An 18,159-nucleotide genomic window follows, 5' to 3' on the forward strand; every position below is an offset into this window, starting at 1 on the left:
GGGAGAGGCGAATAGCGAAGGGCGAGATCGCTGGTCCTTATTTACAGTATTGGTCTATCAGTTTCTGTGCTTCGGCATAGCCCAGTTCGACAGTTTTTCTCCAGTCATCGCAGGCGTGTTGAGTATCCTTGGAGTAATAGAGGGCCAGCCCACGGTTATAATAGGCATCGCGGTATTCAGGCTTTAATTCAATAGCCTTTGAAAAGTCCAGGATGGCCTCCGCATATTGCTTCTGTGCTTTCCGGATGGCACCACGGTTATTATAGGCTTCGGGATTATTGGGCTGGAGCTCAATAGCTTTATTGTAATCGCTTATAGCGCCTTCGTAGTCTTTGGCCAGAGCTCTGGCATTACCCCTGTTGTTATATGCTTCAGGGTAATTGGGCTGCTTTTCGATGGCTTTGTTGAAATCGTCGATGGATTCATTGAACCTTTTCATGACAGCTTTGGCGATGGCCCTGTTATAATAGGCATTGGCATATTTCGGATTCAGGCTGATAGCCTTGTCGTAATCCTTTATTGCATCTTCAGGATAATTCAGATATGCCTTGGCCACACCACTGTAGTTCCAGGCAGCTTCGAATTCAGGCTTCAGCTCAATGACTTTGCCGAAATCGTTAATGGCGCCATCATAAATCCCCAACTCAATTCTTACCTTACCCCTGTTATAGCGTGCTTCATAATCATTTGGATTCTGCTCTACAACTTTATCAAATTCATGCATAGCACCCTGGAAATCTTTGGCTTCAGCCTTTTTCACACCGGCATCCATGATGGAATCGCGGGGAGTGGAAGGGCCCGTATGACTCTTATTCATCATGACAGATTTATCGCCAGACTTATCACTGGAATTTTTGAGTGACTCCAAGGACGTGGCCTTCTTAATATTTGCCTTATCTTCCGGTGTAAGTTTTTGTTTGCACGATGCAACAGTCAGCAGAGCTATGGCTGCCCCCACCAATATAAAAGAAGTTTTCATTATTTTCATTATTTGCAGTTTTTCTGTATTAATCTTTCAGCGCCCCTGTTTCCTTTGTCGAGTGATTTCTGGAAAGCCATGCAGGCACCTTGTGTATCGCCTGATTGAAGCTTGGCATAACCAAGGCTCTGGTAATTGATTGCATTATCAGGTTCCAATTCTGCTATTTTTGTGTAATCGCGTATGGCCTTCTGCAGATATCCAAGCTGAAATTCCGATTCAGCGCGATAAAATAATGCCTGTGTGTGATCACTGTTCTTTTCAAGTAAAAAATTCATATCCTGAATGGTTGACTGATAATCCTGGATAAGGTAATTGGCTTTACCACGGAGCAAGTGTGATTCACTATTGAGTGGGTCGATCTGCAGGGCTTTATTATAGTCATCCAAAGCGGAGTGAATATCCTTTAATCGGATCAACGCCTGGCCCCGTCCGGTATAAGCCTCCGCGTTGGTGGAGTCGGCCTGTATAGCCCTGGTGAATTCATCCCTGGCCAGCAGGAAATTATTATTGGAAAGAGCCTGTCTGCCGGCAAGGTAGTATTGTTCAGCATCGCTCTGAGCATAACCTCCTGACATGCCCAGGATTAAAACAAGTATTAATAAAAAACCGACGTTCTTCATAAACTTTACATTTGCTGACAAAAGTAGGAGAAAAATCCATACCCTGCAACAGCCTGTCAAGGCTGGTTCAAATTGCAAGAGTCATGTGCAATGACTTCAGTTCGCCCATGATGAAGGCCGCTGTCCGGCCTGAAGCGCCGCTGCCTCCAAGCTTCATTTTAAGCTCATGGTAATCATCAGCCATTTTATTCCTCATATTGTCATCATAAACACATTTTTTCAGGTTATCAGCCAGATTATCCACAGTGAAATCATTTTGTATCAGTTCAGGTGCGACAATACGGTCCATTATCAGATTGACTAATCCGATATGCCTGACCTTTACAACACGTTTGGCAATCTGATATGACAAGTATCCGCCGCGGTAACAGATCACCTGGGGTGTGCCGATTATTGCGGTTTCGAGCGTAGCTGTCCCTGATGACACCACTGCAGCATGGGAGTGCTTTAACAGATCATAGGTCTGATCATATACTATTTTGACATCATATCCCTTAAAAATGCCATTATAAAAAGAAGCAGGAACCGACGACAATCCCGCGATGACAAACTGATATTCAGGAAAATACTCCACGGTGTGCAGCATGATTTTCAGGATACGGCTTATCTCCTGCCGGCGGCTTCCCGGCAATAGGGAAATGACAGGTCTTTCATCCAGACCATTTGAAGAGATAAACGATGCTTTATCCCGGAAGGGGTATTCATCCGTAAGGGTATCGAGCAGCGGATGGCCGACAAATTCCACCGGATAATCGAACCGGGCATAGAATTCTTTCTCAAAAGGCAATATGACGAACATGCGGTTGACATACGCCCTGATCGTATTTATCCGCGATTGTTTCCATGCCCATACCTGGGGTGATACGTAATAAAAAACCCGTAAATGATGCTGGTGTGCAAACCTGGCAATTCTCAGGTTAAATCCGGGATAATCAATGAGAATGATGGCATCGGGATGAAATGACAGAATATCTCTGCGACATCTTTTAAAATTCATGACAATAGCCGGAAGATGAGTGACCACCTCGGTAAAACCCATAAATGCCAGATCACGGTAATGCATTACCACTTCGGCTCCTTCACTTTTCATCCTGTCGCCGCCCCAGCACCGGAAACGGGCAGAGGGATCCCGCTTTTTTATCTCTCTGATCAGGTTCGACGCATGCAGGTCGCCTGAAGCTTCACCGGCGATGAGATAGAAATTCATAATTTCATGTGTATTATATCTGCCATTTATGGACAATCAAAAAAAAGAGTATAAAATAGATAAATGTGATCAATAAAACGCCGCGACCGGTTTTGTCGTATTTCCTGCCGATAAAATAATACCGGAAGATGAAGGCATTGACAGTGATACTAACAATCTGGAGTATGGACATTTTCACCGACAGGTCATTGGTTGCAATGGCATTAATCACAAATAATATCAGGTAAAGAAATCCGAAGACAATAGGCGGTGTGATGACGCCTAACACAACACCCAGCAGGAAAGAATCTTTATTCAGCATGAAGGTTCCATTTTTTTAATTCAGAGATGGCGTGATGTGCGGTGAGGTCAAAATGGACAGGGACCACTGACACATAATTATGGGCCAGGGCCCATTCATCGGTGTCATGACCATTCTCAGAGCTTTTAAAAGCGCCTGTAAGCCAGTAATAGTCGCGATCACGCGGGTCTTTTCGTTCATCAAACTCTTCCACCCAGGCACCTTTGCCCTGTTTACAAATTTTTATTCCTTTTATCTCACTGGCAGCGACGGCAGGGATGTTCACATTCAGGCTTGTAAATCCTGGCAGGCCATGTTTCAGGACACTTTCGGTGATGATTCTCACGTATGTTTCACATGCGCTTAAGTCAGCATTAAAAGAATAATCAGAAAGAGAGAAGCCTATGGCGGGTATTCCCTCGATGGAAGCCTCCAAGACTGCCGCCATGGTGCCTGAGTAAAGGATATTGATGGCAGAGTTGGTGCCGTGATTGATGCCAGACACCACCAGGTCGGGACGTCGGCGCAGCACAACACGTTGGCCCAGCTTCACGGCATCTACAGGAGTGCCGTTACAACTGTACCTTTCAAAATCAGTTTCCTTGCTGACAAGGCGCAACCGCAGCGGGACTTTGACCGTCACGGCATGACTCATGCCCGACATAGGCTCCTGCGGTGCAACCACTACCACACGGCCATAATCTCTCATGATTTTTGCCAGCAAATCAATGCCGGGAGCATGGATGCCATCATCATTCGTCACCAGAATCACCGGTTTCTCCATTACCATGTGGTCTTAAATATTTATATTCAACATTTTACAATACAATGTGCAAAATTAGGTATTTACTGAATCAAAAAGGCGGGTTTAACAATTTTTATATGTTGCTGCCAGCCTGTCATGCCGATTAAAAACGGAGCAGCTCTTCATAAAAGCGATGAATAGGCAGTCCCATGACATTGAAAAAAGAGCCATCGACACGGGTCACAGCCACATAGCCGATCCATTCCTGTACGCCATACGCACCGGCTTTGTCAAAAGGCCTGAAACGCTCAACATAAAATTCTATTTCTTCTTTGGTCAAAGGTTTAAACCAGACATCCGTGATGTCATAAAAAGATACTGTTTTATCTTTTGAACGGAGGCACATGCCGGTAATGACTTCATGCCTGTTGCCGGCCAGCATACCGAGCATCCTGATGGCTGCATTATGATCCTTCGGCTTACCCAGGTTCTGGCCATTAAGCCAGACGATAGTATCAGCGGTGATGACCAGGGTTTGATCTGAAAAAAAGGAATCGGGAAAAGCATCCGCTTTTTTTGCGGCCAGATATAGTGGTATCTGTTCCCTTTGGAGATGTAATGGATAAGTCTCCTCCACTTCTATGGTCTGAATGTCGAAATTCAGTCCAAGCTCCCTGAGCAGAAACTGGCGCCGCGGTGAAGCTGATGCAAGGATGAAATGATATTTGTTGAGATTGTCAGTTTGCATATACCGGCATTACCATGAAAAAGCTTCGTGGTCCATCCACTTACCCTGTATCTTCATCACCTGTTCGATGACATCCCTGACGCATCCACGGCCACCATTACAGGAGGAAATATATTTGGCGACAGATTTGATCTCTTCGCAGGCATCGGCAGGGCAGGCAGGCATTCCGACAGCTTTCATCAGTGCATAGTCAGGTATGTCGTCACCCATGTAGAGAACATGTTCAGGATTGATTTTATGGCGGGTAAGATAATCATTCAGTTTCTGAAGCTTATTATCCACGCCAAGAAAAATATCTTTCACTTTGAGTCGCCTGAACCGGTTGACAATTGACCAGGACTTCCCCCCGGTGATGATAACCACACGAAAGCCCTTTTTTACCGCCAGTTGCAAGGCATAACCATCCTTGACATTGGCTGTTCTCAGCGCCTCGCCTGTTCGCATCAGCACCACAGTCCCATCGGTGAGAACGCCATCATAGTCAAAAACAAAGGTGGTGATATCTTTTAACTGTTCTTTATAATTGTCCATGGCTAACTGTCATTGGTGAAAGAATGTACAAATCTATCTGATCATTTATAGTGAGCGACAATATTTCTGGTGATGATCTCATAAATTTCCCTGAAATCCGGATGTCCGGCAAGCATGAGCAGATGTTCTTCAATGACTGCCTTGTCATCCCGCACTGCCGGTCCTGTTTGAACGATATCAGGATTTTTTTTCTGGACTTTGCCGGCTGTCTCCAGGATCAGAGGCCTGATCAGATCAAAGGAAATACCCTCTGAATGGAGAATTTCCTGTGCAATGGTATACATATAATTGGGGAAATTACAGGCAAACACCGCTGCCAGATGGATCACTTTTCTTTTCTCAGAGTCCATGACATGCACCTGCTGCGCTATCTGCCCTGCCAGAAACATCAGAACATTGGTGCTACCGGTATGATTGCCCTCAACCACAATAGGCACATTTTTAAAGTCTATCTTTCTGTCGGGAGAAAAGGTCTGCAATGGATAAAAAACCCCGTAATTTTCTGAATGACCCATCAATATCTGTGCCGGCAGGGATCCGGATGTATGAACCAGAAGTTGGTCTTCTTTCAGCCGTATATAATTCAACAGGCCTGGCAAAGCATGATCCGGCACGGCAAAAATATAAATATCTGCATCCGGATTGAGAGATGTAAGATCAGAAGTGCTTGCGGCGTTGATCCTGTTAGCCAGCCGGGCGGCAGTTTCCAGTGAACGGCTCCAGACCTGTACGATCTGAAATCCTTTTTTTTTGAACGTTATGGCCAGGTGAGTGGCAATCCTGCCAGCACCGATGAAAACTAAACGGTCTATGGATGATAGGGCCATCAGGAAGAAATCCGTTTCTTCACGAATTTGAAGTCTTTTCCCCAATATCTGGCTGAATTGCCAAGTATTTCCTCGATACGAAGCAACTGGTTATATTTTGCAATCCTGTCAGTACGGCTGGTGGAGCCGGTTTTTATCAGTCCGGTATTGAGTGCCACGGCCAGGTCAGCAATGGTTGTGTCTTCAGTTTCTCCGGAACGGTGGCTGATGACAGCTGTATATGCATTCCGGTGTGCCATCTCAACAGCGCCAATGGTCTCCGTTAATGTGCCGATCTGATTGAGTTTTATGAGAATAGAGTTGGCAATGCCCATATCAATACCTTTCTTCAATCGCTCTACATTGGTCACAAACAGGTCATCACCAACCAGTTGTATCCTGTTGCCGAGAACATCTGTCATCAGTTTCCAGCCATCCCAGTCATCTTCGGCCATACCATCCTCAATGGAAATGACAGGATACTTATCGACCCAGTTTTTCCAGAAACTGACCATCTGGGCAGGAGTCAACTTTTCGCCTGATGACCATTTCAGATGATATACATTTTCTTCTGGTATGAAATATTCCGATGCGGCTGGATCGAGAGCAATAAAAACATCCTCTCCCGGCTTGTATCCGGCTTTTTCAATAGCCTGCAATATGACGGTGATGGCCTCTTCATTGGATTTCAGGTTAGGTGCAAAGCCACCTTCATCGCCGACATTTGTCGAGTAATTTTGTTTTTTGAGGACAGCTTTAAGGTTATGGAATACCTCTGCGCCCATACGCAATGCTTCGGAGAAATTCTGTGCGCCGACAGGCATGATCATAAATTCCTGAAAATCGATGCTGTTATCAGCATGTGAACCGCCATTGAGGATATTCATCATAGGAATTGGTAGCAGACGTGCATTGACGCCACCAATGTAACGGTACAGGTAATTGCTGCTTTCCTCAGCGGCAACTTTGGCCACAGCCAGTGATACGCCCAGGATCGCATTGGCGCCAAGGTTGGCTTTATTTGGTGTGCCATCCAGTTCGATCATGCGGAAGTCTATCTCGGTTTGTTCCGAGACAAAATACCCTTTAAGTTCTTCATTGAGAATTTTATTCACATTCTGAACAGCTTTCAGGACGCTTTTTCCGAGGTATATGCTTTTATCGTCGTCGCGTAATTCAACAGCTTCATGAGCACCTGTTGATGCGCCTGAAGGGATGGCCGCCCTTCCCATAGTGCCTGAGCTGGTATAGACATCCACCTCGATGGTGGGATTGCCTCTTGAATCCAGTATCTGGCGGGCGAAAATACTAACTATTGAACCCATAGTTTATTCTCCTGATTTTTTAGTTTTCCCGGTACTTATAGGCCTCCGTCCCAGGTCTTTCTTTGTAGCAGCCTTGACTTTCTGTGTGGCTGTCTTTTTTGGCGCTTCCTTTTTTGTCTTCGGAACACCGGTCACTTTCTTTTCAGCAGTGGTTTCTTTTGCACTTCCGGCTTCTTCCTTAGCTCCTTCGCCGGCTTTTTTCTTTGTTCCCCTCCTGAGCCGTGATGATTTTGCCTTTTTGACTTCCTTTTCGCCTTTGGAGATGACATTGAAGTCAACCAGCTCAATGAGTGCCATATCCGCATTATCGCCCTGCCTGATACCTGTTTTTAGTATCCGTGTATATCCTCCCGGACGGTCAGCTACTTTAACGGATATATCCCTGAATAATTCACCAACAGCATCTTTATTCTGAAGATATGAAAAAACAACCCGGCGTGAATGTGTCGAATCGACTTTCGAACGGGTGATGAGAGGCTCAATATACGTACGCAATGCCTTGGCCTTGGCCAGGGTGGTGGTGATCTTCTTCTTCAGGATCAGCGAAGCCGCCATATTCGATAACATGGCATCCCTGTGTGCCTTTTTCCTTCCCAGATGGTTGAAACTATTCCTGTGTCTCATCGCAATTATTCCTTATCTAATTTATATTTTGAAATATTCATCCCGAATTCAAGACCTTTGGTTTTCACCAGTTCTTCAAGTTCGGTGAGTGATTTCTTACCAAAATTCCTGAACTTAAGCAGGTCATTTTTGTTGAATGTCACCAGATCGCCAAGAGTTTCCACATCGGCAGCTTTTAAACAATTCAGGGCTCTGACAGAGAGGTCCATATCAACCAGTTTGGTCTTAAGTAACTGCCTGATGTGCAGAGTGTTTTCATCAAATTCTTCGGTCACGGACTTTTCTTCGGTATCAAATGTGATCTTTTCATCTGAGAAAAGCATAAAGTGATGAATGAGTATTTTGGCAGCCTCCTTCAGAGCATCTTTCGGATGTATGGAACCATCCGTCGACACCTCAAGTATCAGCTTCTCATAGTCGGTCTTCTGCTCCACCCTGTAATTTTCGACAAAATACTTGACATTACGGACAGGCGTGAAAATGGAATCCATGGCTATAGTCCCGATAATGGCATTAAGCGGCTTATTTTCTTCTGAAGGAACATAACCCCGGCCCTTTTCAATGGTAAGCTCTATGGCTAACTTGATAGAAGGTTCCATGTTGCAGATGACCAGTTCAGGATTCAGAACCTGAAATACCGACAGAAATTTATTGATGTCGCCGGCAGTAAAAACATCCTGATTGTTGATAATCACATTGACCTTTTCGCTGCTTTCGCTGCTGATCAACCTTTTAAAACGGATTTGTTTCAGGTTCAACAGGATATCCGTGACATCTTCCACAACACCTTTGACTGTGGAAAACTCCTGCTCGACACCATCTATCCTCACCGAGATGATAGCATAGCCTTCGAGGGAGGAGAGAAGGATACGTCGTAATGCATTACCGATGGTAATACCGAATCCTGGTTCCAAAGGCCGAAATTCGAAAGTGCCCTTATAATCATCGGCCTCGATCATGATAACCTTGTCAGGTTTCTGAAAAGCTAATATTGCCATGTGTTTTGAAGTTATATTTAAACTTTCGGACTGACGTTAAAATGGTTTTTACTTGGAATACAACTCAACGATAAGCTGTTCCTTGATATTTTCAGGTATCTCCTGCCGTTCCGGATAATTCATAAATTTTCCGACCATCATATCATTGTCCCATTCGAGCCATGAAAAACGGCTAGCTCTACCCGAAAACAAAGAATTGGTGATGGTTTCCAGGGATTTTGAACGTTCTCTGACGCCAACGATATCACCGGGTTTAAGAGAAAAGGACGGGATACTTACCACGTCACCATTCACGGTAATATGCCTGTGTGCGACCAGCTGCCGTGCAGCTGCCCGGGTAGGTGCAATGCCAAAGCGGAAAACGACATTATCAAGCCGGGATTCAATAAGCTGAAGGAGCACTTCGCCAGTGACGCCTTTTTTACGCGTGGCCCTCAGGAAGATATTTTTAAACTGGCGTTCCAGTATGCCGTATGTATATTTGGCCTTTTGCTTCTCCTGAAGCTGCACCCCATATTCCGACTGTTTTCTTCTCCTTTTTGAAGTGCCGTGCATTCCGGGAGGATAATTTTTCTTCTCGAAATATTTATCAGGCCCATAAATAGCTTCTCTGAATTTTCTTGCCACTTTCGTCTGTGGACCAATGTACCTTGCCATATTATTAAATTAAAATTGAAAAATTAAAAATTAAACCATCATTATGTTATATCGTATTTCGCCATTCGCCATTCGCTAATCCCGAATTACACTCTCCTTCGCTTTGGTGGCCGGCAGCCGTTATGAGGCAAAGGAGTAATATCCTGTATTTCCATCACCTCAATGCCTGATGTATGAAGGGTACGTATCGCTGATTCCCTGCCGGCACCCGGTCCCTTCACAAACACCTTCACCTTGCGCAGCCCAAAATCATACGCTACTTTTGAACAATCCTGTGCAGCCATCTGGGCAGCATACGGCGTATTCTTCTTGGAGCCTTTGAAACCCATTTTCCCTGCCGAGGACCATGCGATGACCTGGCCATTCATATTGGTCAGCGAAATGATGATATTATTAAACGATGCTTTAATAAAAGCACATCCAACCGTATCAACCTTAACAACTCTTTTCTTTGATGTTTTAGCTACTTTTGCCATATCTATTGCTGTTACTTTCTTTTATTTTCAAATGGTTATCTCACCCGGCCGACTGTTAAGCCTTAGGAGCTTTCTTTTTGTTGGCCACGGTTTTTCTCTTGCCTTTTCTTGTTCTGGCATTATTCTTTGTGCTTTGTCCCCTGGTAGGTAAGCCAAGACGGTGGCGGATGCCCCTGTAGGAGCCAATGTCCATGAGCCGTTTTATATTCATCTGAACTTCTGAACGCAATTCACCTTCTATCTTGAAGTTTTCGTTGATGATGCTTCTGATTTTATTTTGATCATCATCACTCCAGTCCTGAACTTTTTTATTCCAGTCCACTCCGGCTTCATTAAGAATTTTTTGAGCGCTGCTTCTGCCTATGCCAAAAATATAAGTCAGTGCAACTTCTCCTCTTTTGTTCCTGGGTAGGTCTATACCTGCAATTCGTGCCATATGGTTAAATTATTGTATGGTTATCAATGAAAATCATCCTGATGAAATCCGGTTTATCCTTGTCTTTGCTTGTATTTCGGATTTTTTTTGTTGATGACATATAATCTCCCTTTTCTGCGGACAATTTTGTCCTCAGGGGTTCTCTTTTTTATAGATGCTCGTACTTTCATTGGTTATATTGTTAGCTTGTTCAAATTTTATTTGTACCGGAAAGTTATCCGTCCTTTGGTCAGATCATAGGGTGACATTTCAATCCGCACCTTATCGCCCGGTAGTATTTTGATATAATGCATGCGCATTTTACCTGATATATGGGCAGTGATGATGTGACCATTTTCCAGTTCTACACGAAACATAGCGTTACCGAGCGATTCCCTGACAGTACCGTCCTGTTCTATGGTTAATTGTTTCGCCATACTGATAACTTACACATGTTTAACTTTACTGAATAACTTCTTCGATATATTGAAACGTTGTTAAAATCTCGCATTTATCTTTTCTTATCGCCACTGCATGCTCAAAGTGAGCCGAAGCTTTATGGTCAACAGTACGAATGGTCCATCCATCTTTTTCAACTACGACCATTCTGGTACCAAGGTTGATCATCGGTTCGATACATATCGTCATGCCTTCGTTTAACTTAACTCCTTCGCCTCTTTTGCCATAATTCGGTACTTCAGGTTTTTCATGAAGATGACGTCCTATACCATGCCCAACAAGGTCACGAACGACAGAATAACCAAATCTCTCCACATGGTTCTGTATTGTGTGTCCTATGTCGCCGACTCTTTTTCCGGCAGTGGCCATGTCAATTCCCATGTACAGTGACTCCTTCGTTCTTCTCAGCAACTCCAGTACATCTCCCATAACTTCTCCCACTGCAAAAGTATATGCTGAGTCACCATAATAGCCATTCTTAATTACACCGCAGTCGATGGAAATAATGTCGCCATCTTTCAATACCATGTCACCCGGGATTCCATGTACAACCTGCTCATTCAGCGAAGTGCAGAGTGTGGCAGGAAATCCTTCATAACCTTTAAAGCCTGGTACGGCTCCATGATCACGGATAAACTCTTCGGCCACTTTGTCCAGCATCTTGGTTGTGACGCCGGGTTTAATTAACTTGGCCACTTCAGCTAACGCTTTCCCAACAAGTAAAGAACTTTCGCGAATTAATTCAATTTCTTTTTCAGTTTTTATATAGATCATCTGAAAATTCATTCATTTCAACCGCTGTTTCTGTCATCAGTATGCTCCACCGGATCCTGAAGCTCGGCCTCGGATCCTTCCCGATTTGGTTAATCCGTCATAATGGCGCATCAACAGATGACTTTCGATCTGCTGCAATGTATCCAGCACAACACCCACCAAAATGAGCAGGGATGTCCCTCCAAAGAACTGGGCAAATTGTGTATTTACTCCCATAATCCTGATCAGTGCCGGCATGATGGCCACGAAAGCCAGAAATATTGATCCCGGCAATGTGATTCTCGACATCACCGAGTCAACGAACTCTGCCGTTTTCCTTCCGGGCTTGATACCTGGAATAAATCCCCCGTTCTTTTTCATATCGTCGGCAATCTGATTTGGATTAATGGTAACAGCGGTATAAAAATATGTAAATACAATGATCAGAACCGCAAATACAAAGTTGTACCAGAAGCCATTCATGTCAGAAAAAGTAGATGCAAATCCCGACAGGGCCTGTGAGCCAAAGCGTGCAAATGTCAGTGGCAGGAACATAATGGCCTGGGCAAAAATGATAGGCATCACACCTGCCGCATTAACCTTTAATGGTATGTACTGCCTCACCCCTCCGTACTGTTTATTACCGACGATCCGCTTGGCATATTGCACCGGTATCTTGCGTGTGCCCTGAACAAGCAGTATACATAACAGAATGACCAGAAGGAGTGTTGCCAATTCGACGACAAATACGACCAATCCACCTCCTTTGGATTCCAGCCTCGAAACCAGCTCACCAAAAAGGGCAAATGGCAACCGGGCAATGATACCGATCATGATTATCAGCGAAATGCCATTCCCGATACCCTTATCTGTTATCCTCTCACCCAGGTACATGATGAACAATGAGCCGGCAGTGAGAATGACGATCGATGATATCCCGAAGAAGGATAAGACCGAATGGGCGCCGACTTCAGAACTAAACGGGTAAATAGCTTCTGCTGGAAGCCTGTTTACAAGGTTAGCAATATAAGCCGGTGACTGCAGAATCAGAATGACGACGGTAAGGTACCGTGTGATCTGGTTCATTTTTCTCCGGCCACTTTCTCCCTCGCGCTGCAGCTTCTGGAAATACGGTATGGCCATGCCCAGCAACTGAACGACAATAGAAGCGGAGATGTACGGCATGATACCGAGAGCAAAGATAGAGGCATTGGAAAAGGCTCCTCCCGAGAACATGTTGAGCAGTCCCAGCAAACCTGATTTGGATTGAGCCTGCAGGTTGGCCAGTTGATTCGGATCAACACCCGGTATGACTATATAAGCCCCCAACCGGTATATCAGGATGATCCCAAGTGTGTAAAGAATCCTCTTCCTGAGATCTTCTATCTTATAAATATTTCTTATTGTTTCGATGAACCGTTTCATGGGCTGTTAGATTTTTGTTGCTACACCACCTGTGGATTCTATTGCTTTAATGGCTGTTGCCGTAAAGGCATGGGCTGCCACATCGATTTTGGTTTTGAGTTCGCCTCTGCCCAGGATCTTAATAAGATCATTTTTAGATACCAGTCCGTTTTCAATAAATATTTTCTGGTTAAACTCGGAAATACCTTTAGCATCTGCCAGCGACTGCAAGATGTCAATGTTGATGCCCTTGTATGCCTTCCGGTTAAAGTTGGTGAATCCAAATTTTGGCACGCGTATATGCAAAGGCTTTTGACCTCCTTCAAAACCGAACTTGGTCTTATAACCGGATCTGGATTGGGCACCCTTATTACCTTTTGTGGATGTGCCTCCTTTACCGGAGCCCTGACCTCGGCCTATTCTTTTGCTTTTCCTGACTGATCCCTTTGCGGGTTTCAAATTACTTAAATCCATATCGTCCAGTTATTTTTTTCAACAAATTAAATTTCTTCGACGGTGAGCAGGTGTTTCACTTTGGCGATCATGCCCAGGACCTGTGGTGATGCTTCAACTTCAATGGTCTGATGCATTTTTTTGAAACCCAGTGCTTCAAGTGTCCGTTTCTGCCTTAAAGGCTTGCCTATGCCACTCCTTATTTGGGTTATTTTCAATTTTTTCATGGTGATCTGATTTAAGTGATGTTAACCATTGAACACTTTCTCCAGGCTGATACCGCGGAGTTGTGCCACAGCGTAAGGATCTCTCATTTGCATGAGCGCGTCGATCGTTGCTTTAACCACGTTATGCGGGTTGGACGATCCTTTGGATTTTGCCAGCACATCCTTAATGCCGACACTTTCGAGGACGGCACGCATGGCACCACCGGCAATAACGCCTGTCCCGGGAGCAGCCGGTTTGAGGAAAACCCTCGCACCACCGTATTTTCCTGTCTGTTCGTGCGGTATAGTACTTTTCAGGATAGGCACCTTGATAAGATTTTTCTTGGCGTCATCGATACCTTTGGCGATGGCAGCCGTCACTTCCTTGGCTTTGCCAAGACCATAACCAACCACACCACTTTCATTGCCAACAACGACAACGGCAGAGAAGCTGAATGTCCGGCCACCTTTGGTGACTTTGGTCACCCTCTGGATGCTGACCAGCTTATCTTTAAACTCAATTTCGCTTGATTTTACTCTTTTTACATTTATACTTGTCATAATGATTAAAATTTAAGGCCTACTTCCCTGGCCGCAGTGGCCAAAGATTTAACCCTGCCGTGATACAAATACCCATTACGGTCAAAAACAACATTATTAATTCCGGCTTTTATCGCCTTATCGGCTAAAAGCTTGCCAACCAGCCTGGCCTGCTCATTTTTTGTGATCTTCTTACTGGCGATCTCAGGAATTCTTGAAGATGCAGCCACGAGTGTCTTGCCTTGACTGTCATCAATCAATTGGACATAGATTTGCTTATTGCTTCTGAAAACAGTCATTCGTGGCCTTTCAGGTGTCCCCTGCACGATCTTCCTGATCCTCATCTTGATCCGCTGGCGACGGAATATTTTCTTATCATTTACTGCCATCACTGAAAACATTAAATGGTTAATAGAATTATTTCTGAGCGGCTGCTTTTCCAGCCTTTCTCTTTATCTCTTCATTCAAAAACTTGATACCCTTGCCCTTATATGGCTCCGGCTTCCTGAAAGAACGGAGCTTGGCAGCTATCTGTCCCAGCAATTGCTTATCGATACCTTTTATTGTAATCGTCGGATTCTTACCCCTTTCGGCTGTTGTTGCAACTTTTATTTCAGGGGGCAGCTCCAGAACAATGTTATGTGAATAACCCACGGCTAATTCAAGTAGCTGGCCATTTACACTGGCTTTATATCCGACGCCGACCAGTTCCTGGGTAATGGTGAAGCCCTCGCTTACACCTTTCACCATGTTGGCCAGCAATGCCCTGTAAAGTCCGTGCATAGCCTTGTCCTGTTTCTCCTCTGTGGGCCTCTCCAGAAGTATCTCCGTGTCCTTTACGCTGACCCTGATCCTGGGATTGATACTCTGCTCGAGTTCGCCTAATTTCCCTTTTACCCTGACAATATTGTCATCGCTGATTGAGATTTCTACACCCTGGGGCAGGGGAATCGGTAATTTTCCTATCCTTGACATATCTGTAATCTCCTTTTTAACTGACAAAACATAAGACCTCGCCACCAATCTTGAGCCTCCGGGCCTCTTTATCGGTCATGATACCCTGTGATGTGGATAAAATCGCAATACCAAGGCCATTCAACACCCTTGGCAGCTCCTCCACTCCAACATATTTCCTTAAACCGGGTTTGCTCACTCTTTCCAGTTTCCTGATGGCAGAAATCTTGGATGTAGGATGATATTTAAGGGCAATCTTTATTTTCCCCTGTTTTTCATCATCTTCAAATTTATAATTCAGGATATAACCCTTATCTTGAAGAATCTTGGTGATCTCTTTCTTTTCATTCGATGCAGGAATTTCGACAATTCTGTGGTTTGCTTTCACAGCATTGCGTATCCTTGTTAAATAATCGGCAATCGGATCAGTAACCATTGTACTCGGATTAAATATTAATTGATGTTATTTTCTATTACCAGCTTGCTTTTTTCACTCCCGGGATCAACCCTTGCAGAGCCATTTCCCTGAAGTTAATACGGGAAAGCCCGAACTGACGCATATACCCCCGGGGCCGGCCTGTAAGTTTACATCTGTTGTGTAAACGGACAGGAGAGGCATTCCTGGGTAATTTCTGCAGGGCAGCATAATCCCCGGCAGATTTTAAAGCAGCTCTTTTATCAGCATACCTGTTGACGAGTTTCTGCCTTTTAACTTCCCTGGCTTTCATCGATTCTTTTGCCATAGATATTATTGATTTAAAATTTTAAACGGTAAACCAAATTCCTTTAATAATGCGAAAGCTTCCTTATCAGTGCGCGCAGAGGTGACAAACGTGATATCCATTCCGTTCATTTTTGCCACTTTGTCAATGTCGATTTCAGGAAAAATAATTTGTTCGGTTACGCCGAATGTATAATTTCCTCTGCCGTCAAATCCTTTGTCGCTGATTCCCCTGAAGTCCCTTATTCTTGGCATTGCCACTGATACGAGCCTGTCGAGGAATTCATACATCCTGTGCCCGCGCAGGGTGACCCTGACAGCAATAGGCATGCCGCGGCGCAGCTTGAAATTGGATATATCACTCTTCGACTTGGTGGCCACAGCCCTCTGCCCGGTGATCGTTGTCATCTCACTGATGCTGGATTCTATCAGCTTTTTGTCGGTGATGGCCACTCCGACACCCTGGTTGAGACATATCTTATGCAGCCTGGGGACCTGCATGACCGTCGTATAACTGAACTGCTTCATTAAAGCAGGCACGATCTCTTCGTCGTATTTTTTCTTTAATCTTGGTACGTATTCCATTACTTGATAACCCCCCCCGATTTTTTTGAATAACGAACTAGTTTATTGGTCTTGCTATCTTTCCTGCGCCCTGTCCTGGTGGGATGTCCTGCTCCGTCAATAACCTTCAGGTTGGAAATATGAATCGGTGATTCCTTATGTATGATGCCCCCTTTGGGATTCTGGGTGTTGGGCCGGCTGTGTTTTGATACCATGTTGATACCTTCCACGATAGCTGTCTGTTTATCTTTGTTTATGATAAGGACTCTTCCCTGCTGGCCTTTTGAATCCCCGGAGATAACCATCACTGTATCACCCTTCTTGATGTGCAGTTTATGTATCATATGTGTTAATATTTGAATCCTTTAAAGCACCTCAGGTGCAAGTGAAACTATCTTCATATATTTTTTATCCCTCAGCTCCCTGGCTATGGGCCCGAAAATTCGCGTGCCGATCATCTCGCCAGCAGCGTTCAGTAACACAACAGCATTATCATCAAAACGGATATAAGATCCGTCATTTCGCCTGATCTCTTTACTGGTTCTGACAATGACCGCTTTGGAGACTGTTCCCTTTTTAATGTTGCCTGATGGCAATGCATCTTTAACTGTGACAATGATCAGGTCACCCACAGAAGCATACCTTCTTTTGGTTCCGCCAAGGACCCTGATACAAAGTACCTCCCTGGCACCGCTGTTATCGGCAACGACAAGTCTTGATTCCTGTTGTATCATAATTATTTAGCTCTTTCAATGATTTCTACTAATCGCCAACATTTAGTCTTGCTTAATGGTCTGGTTTCAGCAATACGTACTGTATCGCCTTCATGGCTTTCATTCTTTTCGTCGTGTGCAACAAAAGTGCTTGACTTTTTAACAAACTTGCCATACATGGGATGTTTCACCTTGCGTGCAACCTCCACGATAATGGTCTTATTCATTTTTTCGCTGACCACTATTCCGATTTTCTCTTTTCTAAGCTTTCTTTCCATCTTAAAAAACTTTACTTTGTAACTTGCTCATTTTTTTTCAAAGCTTCTGCCATCCTGCGTTTATGCAATTCAGTTTCCAGCCTGGCAATGCCCTTCCTGTAAACCTTAATTTTATTAGGGTTCTCAAGAGGCGACACGGTGTGCGTCAGTTTCAGCTTTATCAGTTGTTTTTTTTCTTCTTCAAGTCTTTCAAGCAATTCAGGCGTTGAAAGCTCCCTGATGACGGATTGTTCCATAGTTATTATGCTATTTCTTCAATATAATCTTTTCTGACAACAAATCTTGTGAGTACCGGCAATTTTTGGGCAGCCAGACGTAATGATTCCTTCGCTATATCGAGGGGTACTCCATCTATCTCAAAGAGAATCCTTCCGGGCGTCACACAAGCTACGAACATCTCCGGGGCACCTTTTCCTTTGCCCATTCGAACTTCAGCAGGCTTCTTGGTTATAGGCTTGTCAGGAAATATTCTTATCCATATCTGCCCTTCACGTTTCATATGACGGGTGAGGGCCTGACGGGCTGCTTCAATCTGGCGGCCAGTGATCCACTCCTGCTCCAGCGTCTTAATGCCAAAGGAGCCAAAAGCCAGTTGGTTGCCCCTCATAGCACATCCCTTCATTCTTCCCTTTTGCTGTTTTCTGTATTTGGTTTTTTTCGGCTGTAACATAGTTACTATCGTTTAAGTTGAACTATTAAT

General features: G+C 44.4%; 31 protein-coding genes. All 31 read right to left on the minus strand.

Going from position 1 to position 18,159, the window contains the following annotated elements; translation table 11 throughout:
- Positions 1 to 37: 37 nt before the first annotated feature.
- Complete coding sequence (locus NT175_12820) at positions 38 to 979, minus strand: tetratricopeptide repeat protein (GenBank protein MCX6235577.1); 942 nt, start codon at positions 977 to 979, stop codon at positions 38 to 40.
- Between the two features lie 8 nt (positions 980 to 987).
- Complete coding sequence (locus NT175_12825) at positions 988 to 1,602, minus strand: tetratricopeptide repeat protein (protein MCX6235578.1); 615 nt, start codon at positions 1,600 to 1,602, stop codon at positions 988 to 990.
- A 67-nt stretch (positions 1,603 to 1,669) separates the two neighbouring features.
- Positions 1,670 to 2,809 carry a lipid-A-disaccharide synthase gene (lpxB, locus tag NT175_12830; GenBank protein ID MCX6235579.1) on the minus strand — a complete coding sequence of 380 codons (1,140 nt, stop codon included), beginning with the start codon at positions 2,807 to 2,809 and terminating at the stop codon, positions 1,670 to 1,672.
- A 13-nt stretch (positions 2,810 to 2,822) separates the two neighbouring features.
- Complete coding sequence (locus tag NT175_12835) at positions 2,823 to 3,110, minus strand: hypothetical protein (GenBank protein ID MCX6235580.1); 288 nt, start codon at positions 3,108 to 3,110, stop codon at positions 2,823 to 2,825.
- Positions 3,100 to 3,879 (minus strand): 5'/3'-nucleotidase SurE, encoded by a 780-nt coding sequence (gene surE, locus NT175_12840; GenBank protein MCX6235581.1) that lies wholly within the window; start codon positions 3,877 to 3,879, stop codon positions 3,100 to 3,102. Before surE ends, NT175_12835 begins: the two co-directional genes overlap by 11 nt.
- Before the next feature lie 118 nt (positions 3,880 to 3,997).
- Positions 3,998 to 4,582, minus strand: a complete 585-nt coding sequence (locus tag NT175_12845; protein MCX6235582.1) for a Maf family nucleotide pyrophosphatase — start codon at positions 4,580 to 4,582, stop codon at positions 3,998 to 4,000.
- Between the two features lie 9 nt (positions 4,583 to 4,591).
- Positions 4,592 to 5,113: an HAD-IIIA family hydrolase gene (locus NT175_12850; protein MCX6235583.1), complete on the minus strand. Its 522-nt coding sequence runs from the start codon at positions 5,111 to 5,113 to the stop codon at positions 4,592 to 4,594.
- A gap of 41 nt (positions 5,114 to 5,154) precedes the next feature.
- A complete protein-coding gene (locus NT175_12855) occupies positions 5,155 to 5,940 on the minus strand; it encodes a DUF2520 domain-containing protein (protein MCX6235584.1) in 786 nt (261 codons plus the stop codon).
- Positions 5,940 to 7,244 carry a phosphopyruvate hydratase gene (gene eno, locus NT175_12860; GenBank protein MCX6235585.1) on the minus strand — a complete coding sequence of 435 codons (1,305 nt, stop codon included), beginning with the start codon at positions 7,242 to 7,244 and terminating at the stop codon, positions 5,940 to 5,942. Before eno ends, NT175_12855 begins: the two co-directional genes overlap by 1 nt.
- A gap of 3 nt (positions 7,245 to 7,247) precedes the next feature.
- The gene (gene rplQ / locus NT175_12865) at positions 7,248 to 7,868 is read right to left on the minus strand and encodes a 50S ribosomal protein L17 (GenBank protein ID MCX6235586.1); all 621 of its coding nucleotides are present in this window, start codon (positions 7,866 to 7,868) and stop codon (positions 7,248 to 7,250) included.
- Positions 7,869 to 7,873: 5 nt separating this feature from the next.
- On the minus strand, positions 7,874 to 8,866 hold the full coding sequence (locus NT175_12870; GenBank protein MCX6235587.1) for a DNA-directed RNA polymerase subunit alpha: 993 nt from the start codon (positions 8,864 to 8,866) through the stop codon (positions 7,874 to 7,876).
- A gap of 48 nt (positions 8,867 to 8,914) precedes the next feature.
- On the minus strand, positions 8,915 to 9,523 hold the full coding sequence (gene rpsD, locus NT175_12875) for a 30S ribosomal protein S4 (protein ID MCX6235588.1): 609 nt from the start codon (positions 9,521 to 9,523) through the stop codon (positions 8,915 to 8,917).
- Between the two features lie 86 nt (positions 9,524 to 9,609).
- Positions 9,610 to 9,999 carry a 30S ribosomal protein S11 gene (rpsK, locus tag NT175_12880; protein ID MCX6235589.1) on the minus strand — a complete coding sequence of 130 codons (390 nt, stop codon included), beginning with the start codon at positions 9,997 to 9,999 and terminating at the stop codon, positions 9,610 to 9,612.
- 55 nt (positions 10,000 to 10,054) lie between these two features.
- Entirely contained in the window at positions 10,055 to 10,435 is a 381-nt protein-coding gene (gene rpsM / locus NT175_12885) for a 30S ribosomal protein S13 (GenBank protein ID MCX6235590.1), read from the minus strand.
- 53 nt (positions 10,436 to 10,488) lie between these two features.
- The gene (gene rpmJ / locus NT175_12890; protein MCX6235591.1) at positions 10,489 to 10,605 is read right to left on the minus strand and encodes a 50S ribosomal protein L36; all 117 of its coding nucleotides are present in this window, start codon (positions 10,603 to 10,605) and stop codon (positions 10,489 to 10,491) included.
- 27 nt (positions 10,606 to 10,632) lie between these two features.
- The gene (gene infA / locus NT175_12895; GenBank protein ID MCX6235592.1) at positions 10,633 to 10,851 is read right to left on the minus strand and encodes a translation initiation factor IF-1; all 219 of its coding nucleotides are present in this window, start codon (positions 10,849 to 10,851) and stop codon (positions 10,633 to 10,635) included.
- 25 nt (positions 10,852 to 10,876) lie between these two features.
- Positions 10,877 to 11,647, minus strand: a complete 771-nt coding sequence (gene map / locus NT175_12900; GenBank protein MCX6235593.1) for a type I methionyl aminopeptidase — start codon at positions 11,645 to 11,647, stop codon at positions 10,877 to 10,879.
- A gap of 36 nt (positions 11,648 to 11,683) precedes the next feature.
- A complete protein-coding gene (gene secY / locus NT175_12905; protein ID MCX6235594.1) occupies positions 11,684 to 13,051 on the minus strand; it encodes a preprotein translocase subunit SecY in 1,368 nt (455 codons plus the stop codon).
- 6 nt (positions 13,052 to 13,057) lie between these two features.
- Positions 13,058 to 13,504, minus strand: coding sequence for a 50S ribosomal protein L15 (gene rplO / locus NT175_12910; GenBank protein MCX6235595.1), 447 nt, complete (start codon positions 13,502 to 13,504; stop codon positions 13,058 to 13,060).
- Positions 13,505 to 13,530: 26 nt separating this feature from the next.
- Entirely contained in the window at positions 13,531 to 13,710 is a 180-nt protein-coding gene (gene rpmD / locus NT175_12915) for a 50S ribosomal protein L30 (GenBank protein MCX6235596.1), read from the minus strand.
- A gap of 21 nt (positions 13,711 to 13,731) precedes the next feature.
- Positions 13,732 to 14,250, minus strand: coding sequence for a 30S ribosomal protein S5 (gene rpsE, locus NT175_12920; GenBank protein ID MCX6235597.1), 519 nt, complete (start codon positions 14,248 to 14,250; stop codon positions 13,732 to 13,734).
- Between the two features lie 5 nt (positions 14,251 to 14,255).
- Positions 14,256 to 14,618 (minus strand): 50S ribosomal protein L18, encoded by a 363-nt coding sequence (rplR, locus tag NT175_12925; GenBank protein ID MCX6235598.1) that lies wholly within the window; start codon positions 14,616 to 14,618, stop codon positions 14,256 to 14,258.
- A 28-nt stretch (positions 14,619 to 14,646) separates the two neighbouring features.
- On the minus strand, positions 14,647 to 15,204 hold the full coding sequence (gene rplF / locus NT175_12930; GenBank protein MCX6235599.1) for a 50S ribosomal protein L6: 558 nt from the start codon (positions 15,202 to 15,204) through the stop codon (positions 14,647 to 14,649).
- 16 nt (positions 15,205 to 15,220) lie between these two features.
- Positions 15,221 to 15,619, minus strand: a complete 399-nt coding sequence (gene rpsH / locus NT175_12935; GenBank protein ID MCX6235600.1) for a 30S ribosomal protein S8 — start codon at positions 15,617 to 15,619, stop codon at positions 15,221 to 15,223.
- Positions 15,620 to 15,656: 37 nt separating this feature from the next.
- On the minus strand, positions 15,657 to 15,926 hold the full coding sequence (gene rpsN / locus NT175_12940; protein ID MCX6235601.1) for a 30S ribosomal protein S14: 270 nt from the start codon (positions 15,924 to 15,926) through the stop codon (positions 15,657 to 15,659).
- A gap of 5 nt (positions 15,927 to 15,931) precedes the next feature.
- Positions 15,932 to 16,489 carry a 50S ribosomal protein L5 gene (rplE, locus tag NT175_12945; protein ID MCX6235602.1) on the minus strand — a complete coding sequence of 186 codons (558 nt, stop codon included), beginning with the start codon at positions 16,487 to 16,489 and terminating at the stop codon, positions 15,932 to 15,934.
- Positions 16,489 to 16,809, minus strand: coding sequence for a 50S ribosomal protein L24 (rplX, locus tag NT175_12950; GenBank protein ID MCX6235603.1), 321 nt, complete (start codon positions 16,807 to 16,809; stop codon positions 16,489 to 16,491). Before rplX ends, rplE begins: the two co-directional genes overlap by 1 nt.
- Positions 16,810 to 16,833: 24 nt before the next feature.
- Complete coding sequence (rplN, locus tag NT175_12955; protein ID MCX6235604.1) at positions 16,834 to 17,202, minus strand: 50S ribosomal protein L14; 369 nt, start codon at positions 17,200 to 17,202, stop codon at positions 16,834 to 16,836.
- A 2-nt stretch (positions 17,203 to 17,204) separates the two neighbouring features.
- Positions 17,205 to 17,459: a 30S ribosomal protein S17 gene (gene rpsQ, locus NT175_12960; GenBank protein ID MCX6235605.1), complete on the minus strand. Its 255-nt coding sequence runs from the start codon at positions 17,457 to 17,459 to the stop codon at positions 17,205 to 17,207.
- An 11-nt stretch (positions 17,460 to 17,470) separates the two neighbouring features.
- Positions 17,471 to 17,695: a 50S ribosomal protein L29 gene (rpmC, locus tag NT175_12965; protein MCX6235606.1), complete on the minus strand. Its 225-nt coding sequence runs from the start codon at positions 17,693 to 17,695 to the stop codon at positions 17,471 to 17,473.
- A gap of 5 nt (positions 17,696 to 17,700) precedes the next feature.
- Positions 17,701 to 18,129 carry a 50S ribosomal protein L16 gene (rplP, locus tag NT175_12970; GenBank protein MCX6235607.1) on the minus strand — a complete coding sequence of 143 codons (429 nt, stop codon included), beginning with the start codon at positions 18,127 to 18,129 and terminating at the stop codon, positions 17,701 to 17,703.
- Positions 18,130 to 18,159: the final 30 nt, after the last annotated feature.

The sequence above is a fragment of the Bacteroidota bacterium genome (genome assembly GCA_026391695.1).
Lineage (GTDB): Bacteria > Bacteroidota > Bacteroidia > Bacteroidales > JAGONC01 > JAPLDP01.

Excerpts from the sequence above, each read along its gene's own strand:
- NT175_12820 (MCX6235577.1), bottom strand. The coding sequence starts at position 979 with ATGAAAACTTCTTTTATATTGGTGGGGGCAGCCATAGCTCTGCTGACT.
- NT175_12825 (MCX6235578.1), bottom strand. The coding sequence starts at position 1,602 with ATGAAGAACGTCGGTTTTTTATTAATACTTGTTTTAATCCTGGGCATG.
- lpxB (MCX6235579.1), bottom strand. The coding sequence starts at position 2,809 with ATGAATTTCTATCTCATCGCCGGTGAAGCTTCAGGCGACCTGCATGCG.
- NT175_12835 (MCX6235580.1), bottom strand. The coding sequence starts at position 3,110 with ATGCTGAATAAAGATTCTTTCCTGCTGGGTGTTGTGTTAGGCGTCATC.
- surE (MCX6235581.1), bottom strand. The coding sequence starts at position 3,879 with ATGGTAATGGAGAAACCGGTGATTCTGGTGACGAATGATGATGGCATC.
- NT175_12845 (MCX6235582.1), bottom strand. The coding sequence starts at position 4,582 with ATGCAAACTGACAATCTCAACAAATATCATTTCATCCTTGCATCAGCT.
- NT175_12850 (MCX6235583.1), bottom strand. The coding sequence starts at position 5,113 with ATGGACAATTATAAAGAACAGTTAAAAGATATCACCACCTTTGTTTTT.
- NT175_12855 (MCX6235584.1), bottom strand. The coding sequence starts at position 5,940 with ATGGCCCTATCATCCATAGACCGTTTAGTTTTCATCGGTGCTGGCAGG.
- eno (MCX6235585.1), bottom strand. The coding sequence starts at position 7,244 with ATGGGTTCAATAGTTAGTATTTTCGCCCGCCAGATACTGGATTCAAGA.
- rplQ (MCX6235586.1), bottom strand. The coding sequence starts at position 7,868 with ATGAGACACAGGAATAGTTTCAACCATCTGGGAAGGAAAAAGGCACAC.
- NT175_12870 (MCX6235587.1), bottom strand. The coding sequence starts at position 8,866 with ATGGCAATATTAGCTTTTCAGAAACCTGACAAGGTTATCATGATCGAG.
- rpsD (MCX6235588.1), bottom strand. The coding sequence starts at position 9,523 with ATGGCAAGGTACATTGGTCCACAGACGAAAGTGGCAAGAAAATTCAGA.
- rpsK (MCX6235589.1), bottom strand. The coding sequence starts at position 9,999 with ATGGCAAAAGTAGCTAAAACATCAAAGAAAAGAGTTGTTAAGGTTGAT.
- rpsM (MCX6235590.1), bottom strand. The coding sequence starts at position 10,435 with ATGGCACGAATTGCAGGTATAGACCTACCCAGGAACAAAAGAGGAGAA.
- rpmJ (MCX6235591.1), bottom strand. The coding sequence starts at position 10,605 with ATGAAAGTACGAGCATCTATAAAAAAGAGAACCCCTGAGGACAAAATT.
- infA (MCX6235592.1), bottom strand. The coding sequence starts at position 10,851 with ATGGCGAAACAATTAACCATAGAACAGGACGGTACTGTCAGGGAATCG.
- map (MCX6235593.1), bottom strand. The coding sequence starts at position 11,647 with ATGATCTATATAAAAACTGAAAAAGAAATTGAATTAATTCGCGAAAGT.
- secY (MCX6235594.1), bottom strand. The coding sequence starts at position 13,051 with ATGAAACGGTTCATCGAAACAATAAGAAATATTTATAAGATAGAAGAT.
- rplO (MCX6235595.1), bottom strand. The coding sequence starts at position 13,504 with ATGGATTTAAGTAATTTGAAACCCGCAAAGGGATCAGTCAGGAAAAGC.
- rpmD (MCX6235596.1), bottom strand. The coding sequence starts at position 13,710 with ATGAAAAAATTGAAAATAACCCAAATAAGGAGTGGCATAGGCAAGCCT.
- rpsE (MCX6235597.1), bottom strand. The coding sequence starts at position 14,250 with ATGACAAGTATAAATGTAAAAAGAGTAAAATCAAGCGAAATTGAGTTT.
- rplR (MCX6235598.1), bottom strand. The coding sequence starts at position 14,618 with ATGGCAGTAAATGATAAGAAAATATTCCGTCGCCAGCGGATCAAGATG.
- rplF (MCX6235599.1), bottom strand. The coding sequence starts at position 15,204 with ATGTCAAGGATAGGAAAATTACCGATTCCCCTGCCCCAGGGTGTAGAA.
- rpsH (MCX6235600.1), bottom strand. The coding sequence starts at position 15,619 with ATGGTTACTGATCCGATTGCCGATTATTTAACAAGGATACGCAATGCT.
- rpsN (MCX6235601.1), bottom strand. The coding sequence starts at position 15,926 with ATGGCAAAAGAATCGATGAAAGCCAGGGAAGTTAAAAGGCAGAAACTC.
- rplE (MCX6235602.1), bottom strand. The coding sequence starts at position 16,489 with ATGGAATACGTACCAAGATTAAAGAAAAAATACGACGAAGAGATCGTG.
- rplN (MCX6235604.1), bottom strand. The coding sequence starts at position 17,202 with ATGATACAACAGGAATCAAGACTTGTCGTTGCCGATAACAGCGGTGCC.
- rpsQ (MCX6235605.1), bottom strand. The coding sequence starts at position 17,459 with ATGGAAAGAAAGCTTAGAAAAGAGAAAATCGGAATAGTGGTCAGCGAA.
- rpmC (MCX6235606.1), bottom strand. The coding sequence starts at position 17,695 with ATGGAACAATCCGTCATCAGGGAGCTTTCAACGCCTGAATTGCTTGAA.
- rplP (MCX6235607.1), bottom strand. The coding sequence starts at position 18,129 with ATGTTACAGCCGAAAAAAACCAAATACAGAAAACAGCAAAAGGGAAGA.